Origin of the sequence: Streptococcus mitis, assembly GCF_000722765.2 — a bacterium.
Taxonomy (GTDB): domain Bacteria; phylum Bacillota; class Bacilli; order Lactobacillales; family Streptococcaceae; genus Streptococcus; species Streptococcus mitis_AQ.
Genome location: NZ_CP028415.1, coordinates 1,714,291 through 1,727,241, shown reverse-complemented (window position 1 = coordinate 1,727,241; position 12,951 = coordinate 1,714,291). Strand labels below are relative to the sequence as shown.

General features: G+C 42.4%; 5 protein-coding genes. 3 read left to right on the top strand and 2 right to left on the bottom strand.

What is annotated here, in order from left to right; all coding sequences use genetic code 11:
* Positions 1-182 precede the first annotated feature (182 nt).
* Positions 183-1,991, top strand: a complete 1,809-nt coding sequence (gene glmS / locus SK637_RS08555) for a glutamine--fructose-6-phosphate transaminase (isomerizing) (RefSeq protein ID WP_033689423.1) — start codon at positions 183-185, stop codon at positions 1,989-1,991.
* 224 nt (positions 1,992-2,215) lie between these two features.
* On the top strand, positions 2,216-3,265 hold the full coding sequence (locus SK637_RS08545; protein WP_033689421.1) for an LLM class flavin-dependent oxidoreductase: 1,050 nt from the start codon (positions 2,216-2,218) through the stop codon (positions 3,263-3,265).
* A gap of 100 nt (positions 3,266-3,365) precedes the next feature.
* Here the strand turns inward: SK637_RS08545 and SK637_RS08540 are convergent, their stop codons facing one another.
* Together SK637_RS08540 and SK637_RS08535 are read right to left on the bottom strand one after the other, a co-directional pair.
* Positions 3,366-7,262 carry a pullulanase gene (locus SK637_RS08540; protein ID WP_033689420.1) on the bottom strand — a complete coding sequence of 1,299 codons (3,897 nt, stop codon included), beginning with the start codon at positions 7,260-7,262 and terminating at the stop codon, positions 3,366-3,368.
* Positions 7,263-7,374: 112 nt separating this feature from the next.
* The gene (locus tag SK637_RS08535) at positions 7,375-8,853 is read right to left on the bottom strand and encodes an AcpB/EbpR/MafR family transcriptional regulator (protein WP_033689418.1); all 1,479 of its coding nucleotides are present in this window, start codon (positions 8,851-8,853) and stop codon (positions 7,375-7,377) included.
* Between the two features lie 476 nt (positions 8,854-9,329).
* Here SK637_RS08535 and rpoB point away from each other — a divergent pair, with 476 nt between their 5' ends.
* A complete protein-coding gene (gene rpoB / locus SK637_RS08530; RefSeq protein WP_033689417.1) occupies positions 9,330-12,938 on the top strand; it encodes a DNA-directed RNA polymerase subunit beta in 3,609 nt (1,202 codons plus the stop codon).
* Positions 12,939-12,951 lie beyond the last annotated feature (13 nt).

The following is a 12,951-nucleotide window of genomic DNA, read 5'->3' as shown; positions in this document are numbered from 1 at the left end:
TGACTGATTGTCCTAATTGGTCAGAGTTTTTTGCTTACAGGAGCGTAATTTGAACTATACCAATTTTTACTCTTGACAAGTGAAAGAAACAAGTATATACTGTTTTTGCTGATTCTATAAAAGAGGAATTAGACTATACCAATTTTAAGGAGAAAGCACAGCTTGCCTGTGTCGTATATACTATGTGTGGAATTGTTGGTGTTGTTGGAAACACAAATGCAACTGATATTTTGATTCAAGGACTTGAAAAGCTCGAATACCGTGGTTATGATTCTGCGGGGATTTTTGTCCTAGGTGGTGCTGAAAGCCATCTAGTCAAGGCTGTAGGTCGTATTGCAGAATTGTCTGCTAAGACAGCTGGTGTTAAGGGAACAACTGGGATCGGACATACTCGTTGGGCTACTCACGGAAAACCAACGGAAGACAATGCTCACCCACATCGCTCTGAGACAGAACGTTTTGTTTTGGTGCACAATGGGGTGATTGAGAACTACCTTGAAATCAAGGAAGAATACCTTGCAGGTCACCACTTTAAGGGGCAAACAGATACTGAAATCGCCGTTCACTTGATTGGAAAATTTGCAGAAGAAGATGGCTTGTCAGTTCTTGAAGCCTTCAAAAAAGCTCTTCACATCATCCGTGGTTCTTATGCCTTTGCCTTGGTTGACTCACAAGCTCCTGAAGTCATATATGTGGCTAAGAATAAATCACCACTCTTGATTGGTCTTGGTGAAGGTTATAACATGGTCTGCTCAGATGCTATGGCTATGATTCGTGAAACCAACCAATACATGGAAATTCATGACCAAGAGTTGGTAATCGTCAAGGCTGATAGTGTGGAAGTTCAAGACTATGATGGAAATCGTCGTGAGCGTGCTAGCTACACTGCTGAACTTGACTTGTCAGATATCGGTAAGGGAACTTACCCTTACTACATGCTCAAGGAAATCGATGAGCAACCAACGGTTATGCGTAAACTCATCCAAGCCTACACAGATGAGGCTGGTCAAGTTGTCGTAGACCCAGCTATCATCAAGGCTGTTCAAGACGCAGACCGTATCTACATCCTTGCAGCTGGAACATCTTACCACGCAGGATTTGCTTCTAAGAAAATGTTGGAAGAATTGACAGATACACCAGTTGAACTTGGAATCTCATCTGAGTGGGGCTACGGTATGCCACTTCTCAGCAAGAAACCACTCTTCATCTTTATCAGCCAGTCTGGTGAAACAGCGGATAGCCGTCAGGTTTTGGTTAAGGCTAATGAAATGGGAATCCCAAGCTTGACCGTGACAAACGTCCCAGGCTCAACTCTTTCTCGTGAAGCCAACCATACCATGCTCCTTCACGCGGGTCCTGAAATTGCCGTGGCATCAACAAAGGCTTATACAGCACAAATTGCAGCCCTTGCCTTCCTGGCAAAGGCAGTCGGCGAAGCGAACGGCAATGCCAAAGCGCAAGCCTTTGATCTGGTTCATGAGTTGTCAATCGTAGCTCAATCTATCGAATCAACTCTTTCAGAAAAAGAATTGATTGATAGCAAGGTTCGTGAGCTTCTTGAAACAACTCGCAACGCCTTTTACATCGGACGTGGTCAAGATTATTATGTAGCCATGGAAGCAAGTCTCAAACTCAAAGAGATTTCTTACATCCAGTGTGAAGGCTTTGCGGCAGGAGAACTCAAGCACGGAACCATTGCCTTGATTGAAGAAGGAACGCCTGTCTTGGCTCTTTTGTCAGACCCAGTTCTTGCTAACCACACTCGTGGAAATATCCAAGAGGTGGCAGCCCGTGGTGCCAAAGTTCTCACTATCGCAGAAGAGAATGTTGCTAAAGAGACAGACGACATCGTGCTTACGACTGTACATCCATACCTCTCACCAATTTCAATGGTCGTACCAACGCAATTAGTCGCTTACTTTGCAACACTCCACCGTGGCCTTGATGTGGATAAACCACGTAACCTTGCTAAGTCAGTAACGGTAGAATAAGCTAAAAAAGTCTAGTTATCTAGGCTTTTTCTTGTGAGCAAATGGGTTGCTTGTACTCAAGATTCGTGTTATACTCTTCGAAAATCAAATTCAAACCACGTCAGCTTTACCTTGCCGTACTTAAGTACAGCCTGCGGCTAGCTTCCTAGTTTGCTCTTTGATTTTCATTGAGTGTTAGAATAATTTTTCAAAATGAAGGACAGAGGTAGACAAGGAGAGTCACTGTGGTAGAATTGGGAATTTCAACATTTGGGGAAACAACGGAGCTTGAAGGGACTGGGCAAATTTACAGTCATGCCGAACGCATTCGTCAGTTGCTGGCAGAGATTGAACTAGCTGACAAGGTTGGTTTGGATGTATATGGGATTGGTGAGCACCATCGAGCGGATTTTGCAGTATCTGCGCCAGAGATTGTCCTGGCAGCTGGGGCAGTCAATACCAAGAAAATCCGTTTGACCAGTGCAGTCAGCATTCTCTCAAGTATGGATCCGATTCGCTTGTTCCAACAGTATGCCACTATCGATGCTTTGTCAAATGGACGTGCGGAGATTATGGCTGGAAGGGGGTCTTTCACGGAATCTTTTCCCTTGTTTGGATATGATTTGAAAGACTACGAAGCCCTTTTTGATGAGAAGTTAGACTTGCTTCAGTTAGTCAATGAAAAGACCAAGTTAGACTGGCAAGGTCGATTGAGCCAAACAATCTCTGGCAAAGAAGTCTATCCTCGTCCAGTTCAGGATAAATTACCCTTGTGGATAGCGACAGGTGGTCATGTCGAATCAACAGTGAAGATTGCTCAGGCAGGCCTACCGATTGTCTATGCCATTATTGGTGGTAACCCTCGTTATTTTAAAAAGTTGATTCAGGCTTATCGTGAGATTGGGAGCGAAGCGGGTTATGCCAGTCAGGAACCAAAGGTTGGAGCTCATTCTTGGGGTTGGATTGCTGAAGATGGTGAGCAGGCTGTAAAAGATTATTTCCATCCGACTAAGCAAGTGGTGGATGCTATTTCCAAAGACCGTCCGCACTGGCAGGAATTGCGTTATGAGCAATATTTGGAGCAAGTTGGGCCAAATGGTGCTATGTTTGTGGGCAATCCAGATCAGGTGGTCGAAAAATTGATTCGCATGATTGAGAATTTAGGTTTGGACCGCTTTATGTTGCACCTACCTCTTGGCTCCATGCCTCATGATCAAGTTCTAAGAGCTATTGAACTCTTCGGCACGCAAGTGGCTCCAAAAGTACGGGCTTATTTTGCCATGAAAGATGCTTAATAAAAAATCCTAATCAAGCTTATTAGGAAAATAAATATTGTACAAAAATCAATCCCCCGGAGCGTTAAGGCTTGGGGGATTGTTCTATAGGAGGGCTAGTTTAGTTCTCTCTTTTGTTTTTTAACAAGAACCCGAGACCTAGAAGGGAAAGAATGCTGATTCCTGCAAACAGGAGTTTGTGATCGTTTTTGGTTCCTGTATTTGGAAGTTCAGCTTGTTTAGCTAGGGGTGCAGGTCTATTATCCTTGCTAGAGTTTTCTACCGATTCGTTTTGAACTTCCTCTTTTACAGATGATGCTTGTGCTTCTTGTGCTGGTTGTTGAGCTTGTGAATCAGCTGTAGATTGGCTAGGTTTATTTTCCGCATCAGCTACTTTGGCATCTGGTTTTGCAGAATCAGGTTTAGTTTGTGGAGCTGGAGTTTGCTGTTCCGGTTTGACTATTCGGTTTGACATATTGTCTTGGCTGTTATTTTGACCGTGTTCTTGTTTTAAGCTAGAAAGGTCAAATTCAGGTTTTTCTTCCACAGCTGGGGCGACAATTGCACCGCCTTGAGAGACTCGAAGAACAGTGGCAGTAAGGGCGTTTAATTTCAAGCCTTTTTCAGTCCATTCGAGTCCTTTCGGGTTGGCAATTCCTACTGGTCCTGCTTGGTTTTCATCTGCCAAAACTTCAGCATTTCTGAGGTGGGCAAAGGCAGTTCCCAAATTAAATTCGCGAGCTTTTTCATCCGCATTGACAAAGACTGCGTAGATATCACCGTTTGGAGCAGTGATTTGGTATCCAATTACTACGTCCTCTTTTTCCACGCCATTTTGGCCTGGGACAGTGATGAGATGAACACGGTCTTTGATATCTTGGAGACTCTTAAGTCGGAAGGCATCTGTAGATTGACGAAGGGCAATCAACCCTTTCATATAGTCACGGCTCTTGACATTTTCAGGATAAGCTTTACCATCTGTAGCCTTAGTCCAGTCAAACTTGTTAATAGCATCACTCGAATCGTAAGAGTCATGGATGAAGTAAGGATAGTCAAATGGATTGCCATCCTTATCACGCAACAAGTGAGATTTGTTTGGAACCTTATCCTCTGCGACTGGAGTCTTGTAGGCTGGGTCACGGAATTGTTTAGTGCGACCATATTCCTGACCAGAGTGGATAAATGGAGTTCCTTGAGCTGTCAAGACCATGAGGTTTCCAAGTCGCAAACGACGGTGGATTTCAGCATAGTTCTCAGCCTTGCTTGGGTCTTTTTTGATAGATTGGGCAATGATGTCAAAGAGGGTCAAGTTATCATGGGCTGCGATATACTGGATAACATCTCCAGGGCTGTCAGCTTCAAAGTTGGTTGGCTGAGCAATGAGATTTTTGAAGATGGTATTGATATCACGTTTGCCACCTGTGATAAAGGCAGGTTGACCTTCGTTTGGATAACCAGACTTGAGGTTGTTACGGATGTCATCTGAAAAGACAGCGACAGTATCGGTATGCTTCATCCAATCTTGGTCAGCAGCTTTAGTAGGCATGTTCTCATCACCGGCATAGGTTCTCCAACCTTCACCAAGCATGATTAAGTGTGGATTGAGGGCGCGTGCAGCCTTGTAGGCTTCTTCGATAGAAGCGGCATCATGGTCTCCCATCATATCGAAACGGAATCCATCCACTTTGTAGGTATCAACTAGATATTTGATAGAGTCAACTAGGAGTCGTTTGGTCATATGGTGGGTTGTCCCCAAGCGTCCACCACCAAAGCTAGTGCGAGGTGTCCCATCAGCATCCATAAAGTGGTAGTAGTTTGGTTCTAAGTCTTCAAAGATATCGACTTTAGCTGTGTGGTTATAAACGACATCCAGGATGGCTCCCATACCACGTTTGTGAATTTCGTTGATGAGGTTTTTAAATTCTGCGATTCGTTTTTCTGGATTCTTAGGATCGCTTGAGTACATACCAGTCAATGAGAAGTAGTTTTGAGGGTCATATCCCCAGTTGTAGTTGCTGTTGCTTGAAGAATAGTCAGACAAGCGTTCATGGTTTTTCAATTCATTGACAAAGTAGTAAGACAAGACTGGAAGGAGCTGGATGTGGGTCACACCTAAGTCTTTGAGATAGTCTAGTTTTTCAATAAAGGCTTCAAAGGTCCCAAATGGTTTGGTCAAGTCTTTTGCAATGGCAGGATCTGAAGTGAAGTCACGCACATGAGCTTCGTAGATAACGGCATCTTCACGAGTCTTGAAGTTGTGAATCTTACCATAAGTTAAGTCTTGAGGTCCTAGTTTGGCTGGATCTACAAAGGCGGCTTTAGCCACTTTATGGGCATCGTCAATCTTGGCATCGTCACTATTCCAAGCAGCGAGGGACTTAGCGTAAGGATCGAGTGCAAGAACAGTTTTACCTTGACGTTCGATTTGGTATTGATAATAGTATCCAGTGAAATCGGTGATGCCTAGTTTGTTTGTACTATCTAGAGTTTGTTTCCAAGTTCCTCTTTCCCCTTTTTCAAGAGCGACAGTTCCAACCACTTTTTCAGGGTTATTCTTGTCGTAGACAACGACAGAAACCTTATCAGCACTTGGTGACCAGAGAGTTAAATCAACCTGTTTTCCTTCTTCTTTGAGGTCAGCTCCAAGTTTACCATCATAGCTGTAAGTCTCATCTTTCAGGCGCCAGCTTGTTTTGGTAGTGAATTTGTCAGAGTTGTAGCTAACGGTATAAGGATGTTTTGTGTCAGAGAAATCTCCGCTGTAGGTCACTTTCTTACCAGCTTCATCTATTGCAACATCGGTGATAGTTACCTTGTTTCCTAGGTGATTAGTGATGTTGGAGTGTTTGAGGATATCTTCTTTTTTAGCACCGACTAGTGTTGAAAAACTACTTTCAATGCTAGAAGTTCCTACGTGTTGGGCACCTGTCATACGGATATCATGAACATAGTATGGATTTGTGTAAATCGATTCGTCATCGTCTTTTAGAAAAATTTGGCTATGATTTTTCAAATCTGTAAACTTATAATCTTCTTTACGGATTTTCACATCGTCTCCTTGTTTGTTTCTGTCTAGTAATAAAAATCCAAGGTCTTTAGCTGCATCTTTGAGTGGAATATCGATATAGCGACCATATTTGCCTGTAGCCGTAAAGTCTGTTCCATTAGGCCATTCACCACTACTTGGCTCTTTCACATCTCCCCAGTACCAGAGAGACTTCTTGTCATAGTTGCCATCGGTGCGGTAGTAGTTGACACGAATAGTTCCTGCAGGTTGTGGCTCGTAAGGGAAGACCTTGTAATCTTGGTCTAACCAAGCCTCGTTCATTTTTGGAACTAGTTTTTCGGCCGATTTATCGCCGGTTAGATTTTTTCCAGCTGTATTATTGATGAGGAAGCTAATTTTCTTGGCTTGTTCTCCCTTTAATTTGACATCTAGGTAATAGCCATAGTCATCTTTTTTGGCATCCTTAAAGGACAAGGCTCCGTTAGGCCAGTTTTCAGATGGTTTTTCAACATCGTCCCAAGTCCATAGTCCTTGAGAATCCTTGTTTTCTTCAGGAAGTTTTTTGACATGGATACGGAAGTAGTTGTCTTCGATTGGCTCTTCTGCCTTAGTTTCAGTCGTTACTGGGCTCGTAGAAGTAGTTGGTTCACTTGAACGATCTTGTCCAGTTTGTGGTGCTGAATCGGCTGGAGTTGCAGCAGGAGTGGTTGCCTCTGTTGCAGGTTTTTCTTCTTTTTTCTCTAGGGAAGCGTTTGCACTATCGGGTGAAGAAAAAACGCTTTCGTTCTTACCAGCGATGTTTGTTGCATCAGTAAGAGGTTGAGCAAGGGCAGTAGTAGCTTCATTATCAGTTCCCTTATTGCTTGTAGTATTTTCATTAGCTGAGATAGTTGGTGTAGCCATGGCAAGCAGAACAAGGCTTGCTCCGATAAGGACAGAACCAGTTCCATTTTTGAGGGAACGGATGCTGTAAATCATTTTTTTCTCAGTGTGAGATGGTGTTTTTCTCATAATGATTCTCCAATCGATAAATTTCTATATCAGTATAGCACTTAGTAAAATAAGATGCAAGCGTTTTCCTAAAGTTAAACTAAAAGAAAAATCGCAACAAATTTTGTTACGATTAAGCCAGTCTTTCTTTATGAATTTGAGAAGCCAGCAGGTGAAGGTGATGAAATAATTCTGAAGTAGAGAAGTTACGATTGTAGATAAGTGGTTTAGGAGAGTTGGTGACAGGAAAGGTAGTGATAACAATATCATGAGGAATTTGATTGAGAACTGAGAAAGAAATCGTAGATTCTTCCCAAGAATCAAAGAGATAGAGATTATTGCCGTAGTGAGCAAGGGTGTCGATAAGGTTTTGTGCGTGATGGCTATCCAAATGACTAATGACTAAAACACGTATTTTGGGAAGTTTTTGAAGTAATTGGACTAAAATTCGTTGCCCTTGGATAGAAAAGGTGTAGACAAGTTCTTGCAGCTTACTTGGGTGATTTTCTAGCCTCATTTCAGTCAGGTAAGAATGGAATTTGTGTTGACTTACTTCAAATAGTTTTGGAAATTCTACTTGATAACTGCTTAAAATTTGAGATTTCTGTCTGTCGATAGACTGGTTACTGAGTAAATGGAAGAAATCAGGTTGGGCAGTGTAGTGGAGGAGCCAAATCAATTCCTCGCGATTTTCAATCTGTAGGTGAAATTCTTTAGCTAGTTCTTCTAGGATTTGGCTCAATAAACGGTAAGATTTTTGGATATGATGAATATTACCCAGTGCTCCATTGCTAGGATTGTTTGTGATTTGAGGAGACTTTACTGGATTTGAAAATAGCTGTTCTAGTGTTTCCTTTGTAGCTTCAAAATGTAGCTTTTTAGCCAGCTTTTTGATATCTTGTTCAAACTGGGGAATCTGCATGAGAGAGCTGTAGTGGCTGGTTAAAAGGGGAGTAGGATTTTTAATGAAATGTCCCTTTTTTAGCCGCTCTAGATTGATAGCCAAGGTATATTTGATTTGTCGTAGACTGCTGAGATTGGGTGAAACTTGTTGGGCCTTTAAAAATAGCTGAATCAGCTGAGTGAGTGCCTCTTCAGAAATAGAGGGAAAGGGCCAATCAAGAAAGCTGTAACTTTGGCTAAAGTAGTCCAGATAAAAGGCACGGATATCCTCTTCTTCTCCCTCCATGACTAAAGGAGAAAGTTGGACCTTGATTCCATAGTGTTGTGGGAGTTTAGTATTTAGATGCTGGATGGTTTTCTGAACTTGTTCGCAGCTAATCACAAGTTCCTGACAAATTTGCTCAAGTGATTGTCCCTCTTTGAAAAATAGATGGTTCAAAAAAGAGTAGGTTTCAGATTGTTCAAAGATAGTAATTCTAGGGTCTAAGGAGTTCCGCATTTCAAACTGCAATTGAATGCCTTTTTTTCTTGATTGAATCAGGAGGTTAGGAAACAATTGCTCAAGCTTAAAAAGGTGTTCTTGCAATTCTTCGATTGAAAAATTCAGCTTCTCGGCCAAGACTGGAATTTCTATCCAATCATGGTGTTTGGTTAATTCTTCCAGTAAGAATAGCAAGTCTTGTTCAGTTTTAGACAGCAAGATATTCATCATAAACCTCCCTATATATTTATACATATATATTAAAATAAAAGCCTAGTAAAGTCAAGAAAAACAACCTAGGATAAAATAGTACAATCGTAATTTACTATATTTTTATTGAACCGAAAATGAAATTTGCAAAGTGATCATTGAATTTAATTTTTTTATAGGAAAAGATTTTGTCAAAAAATCGTTAATCCCCTTGAAAAATCTAGCTAAATAGGGTATAATGTGAGTAATCATTTGTCGTAGGTTTTGTCTGAAATATTGTCCAGACAAGGCTCACAGCAGTTAAATCTTCTGAAAAAGTCAGATTTAGCTGCTCTTTTTGTGCTTTTTTTCAGGATTTTGAGTACTTGTAACAAAGACTTAAAGATTCTGAAAATTTATCAAGAGGACACGGTGATAGGGGTTTTTAAAACCATATGACGATTAGAAAAGCCTGATTGACAAGGCTTGGAACTTATTTACAAAGGAGAATCATCTTGGCAGGACATGACGTTCAATACGGGAAACATCGTACCCGTCGTAGTTTTTCAAGAATCAAAGAAGTTCTTGACTTACCAAATTTGATTGAAATTCAAACTGACTCATTCAAAGATTTCCTAGACCATGGTCTTAAGGAAGTGTTTGAAGATGTATTGCCGATTTCAAACTTCACAGACACAATGGAGTTGGAATTTGTTGGATATGAAATCAAGGAACCAAAATACACGCTAGAAGAGGCTCGTATCCACGATGCTAGCTACTCAGCACCAATTTTTGTAACCTTCCGCTTGATCAATAAAGAAACAGGCGAAATCAAAACTCAAGAAGTTTTCTTTGGTGATTTCCCAATCATGACAGAAATGGGTACTTTCATCATCAATGGTGGTGAACGTATCATCGTATCTCAGTTGGTCCGCTCGCCAGGTGTTTACTTTAACGATAAAGTTGATAAAAACGGTAAAGTGGGCTACGGTTCAACGGTTATCCCTAACCGTGGAGCTTGGTTGGAACTTGAAAGTGACTCAAAAGATATCGCCTATACTCGTATCGACCGTACTCGTAAGATTCCATTCACTACCTTGGTTCGTGCGCTTGGTTTCTCAGGTGATGATGAAATCTTTGATATCTTTGGTGACAGCGAATTGGTTCGCAACACTGTTGAAAAAGATATCCATAAGAACCCAATGGACTCTCGTACCGACGAAGCTTTGAAAGAAATTTACGAACGTCTTCGTCCAGGTGAGCCTAAGACTGCTGAAAGCTCACGTAGCTTGCTTGTGGCTCGTTTCTTTGACCCACGTCGTTATGACTTGGCAGCTGTCGGTCGTTACAAAATCAATAAAAAACTCAATGTTAAAACACGCTTGCTTAACCAAACTATTGCAGAGCCATTGGTAGATCCTGAAACTGGAGAAATCTTGGTAGAAGCTGGTACAATCATGACTCGTAGCGTGATTGAAAGTATTGAAAGCCATTTGGATGGCGACTTGAACAAGATTGTCTACATTCCAAATGATGCAGCCGTTGTGACTGAGCCAGTTGTTCTTCAAAAATTCAAGGTTGTTGCACCAACTGATCCAGACCGTGTTGTAACAATCATCGGTAATGCTAATCCAGATGACAAGGTTCGTATCGTCACTCCTGCAGATATCCTTGCTGAGATGAGTTACTTCCTCAACTTGGCTGAAGGACTTGGCCGTGTAGATGATATCGACCACCTTGGGAACCGTCGTATCCGTGCGGTTGGTGAATTGCTTGCCAACCAAGTACGTCTTGGACTTTCTCGTATGGAACGTAATGTCCGTGAACGTATGTCTGTTCAGGACAACGAAGTCTTGACACCGCAACAAATTATCAATATCCGTCCTGTAACAGCTGCGGTTAAAGAATTCTTTGGTTCATCACAGTTGTCACAGTTCATGGACCAACACAACCCACTTTCTGAGTTGTCTCACAAACGCCGTTTGTCAGCCTTAGGACCTGGTGGTTTGACACGTGACCGTGCTGGATATGAAGTACGTGACGTGCACTACACTCACTATGGTCGCATGTGTCCAATCGAGACACCTGAAGGCCCTAACATCGGTTTGATTAATAACTTGTCATCTTACGGACATTTGAACAAGTATGGTTTTGTTCAAACACCATACCGTAAAGTTGACCGTGAAACAGGTGTTGTTACGAACGAAATCGTTTGGTTGACAGCCGATGAAGAAGATGAATTTACTGTAGCACAGGCTAATTCTCGTCTGAATGAAGATGGAACATTTGCTGAGAAAGTTGTCATGGGTCGTCACCAAGGGGTCAACCAAGAGTATCCAGCTAATGTTGTTGACTACATGGACGTATCACCAAAACAGGTAGTTGCCGTTGCGACAGCATGTATTCCTTTCTTGGAAAACGATGACTCCAACCGTGCCCTCATGGGAGCCAACATGCAACGTCAGGCTGTGCCATTGATTAATCCAAAAGCACCTTACGTTGGTACTGGTATGGAATACCAAGCAGCCCACGATTCAGGAGCTGCTGTGATTGCTCAGTATGACGGCAAAGTTACCTATGCAGATGCTGACAAGGTAGAAGTTCGTCGTGAAGATGGTTCATTGGACGTTTACCACATCCAAAAATTCCGTCGTTCAAACTCAGGTACTGCATACAACCAACGCACTCTCGTAAAAGTTGGCGATGTCGTTGAAAAAGGCGATTTCATTGCTGACGGACCTTCTATGGAAAATGGAGAAATGGCGCTTGGACAAAACCCAATCGTTGCCTACATGACTTGGGAAGGTTACAACTTCGAGGATGCCGTTATCATGAGCGAACGCTTGGTCAAAGACGATGTCTACACATCTGTTCACCTTGAAGAATACGAATCAGAAACGCGCGATACAAAGCTTGGGCCTGAAGAAATTACTCGTGAAATTCCAAACGTTGGTGAAGATGCCCTTAAAGACCTTGACGAAATGGGTATTATCCGTATCGGTGCTGAGGTTAAAGAAGGTGATATCCTTGTAGGTAAAGTAACACCTAAGGGTGAGAAGGACCTTTCAGCTGAAGAACGTCTCTTGCACGCTATCTTCGGAGACAAATCTCGTGAAGTACGTGACACTTCTCTTCGTGTACCACACGGTGCCGATGGTGTCGTTCGTGATGTTAAGATTTTTACCCGTGCAAATGGAGATGAATTGCAATCAGGTGTTAATATGCTGGTTCGCGTCTACATCGCTCAAAAACGTAAGATCAAGGTCGGAGATAAGATGGCCGGACGTCACGGAAATAAAGGGGTTGTCTCTCGTATCGTTCCTGTAGAAGACATGCCTTACCTTCCAGATGGAACTCCAGTCGATATCATGTTGAACCCACTTGGGGTGCCATCACGTATGAATATCGGTCAGGTTATGGAGCTTCACCTTGGTATGGCTGCTCGTACTCTTGGTATTCATATCGCAACACCAGTCTTTGACGGAGCAAGTTCTGAAGACCTTTGGTCAACTGTTAAAGAAGCTGGTATGGATAGCGATGCCAAAACAATCCTTTACGATGGACGTACAGGTGAACCATTTGATAACCGTGTTTCTGTCGGAGTCATGTACATGATCAAACTCCACCACATGGTTGATGATAAATTGCACGCGCGTTCAGTCGGACCATACTCAACTGTTACCCAACAACCACTCGGGGGTAAAGCTCAGTTTGGTGGACAACGTTTCGGTGAGATGGAGGTTTGGGCTCTTGAAGCCTACGGTGCGTCAAATGTCCTTCAAGAAATCTTGACTTACAAGTCTGACGATATCAACGGACGTTTGAAAGCTTATGAAGCCATTACAAAAGGAAAACCAATTCCAAAACCAGGTGTTCCAGAATCCTTCCGAGTTCTTGTCAAAGAATTGCAATCACTTGGTCTTGATATGCGTGTCCTAGACGAAGATGACCAAGAAGTGGAACTTCGCGACTTGGATGAAGGAATGGACGAAGATGTCATCCACGTAGATGACCTTGAAAAAGCCCGCGAAAAAGCAGCTCAAGAGGCTAAAGCAGCTTTTGAAGCTGAAGAAGCTGAGAAAGCAACAAAAGCGGAAGAAACAGAAGAAGCTGCTGAAGAATAAGCAGTTCACTTAG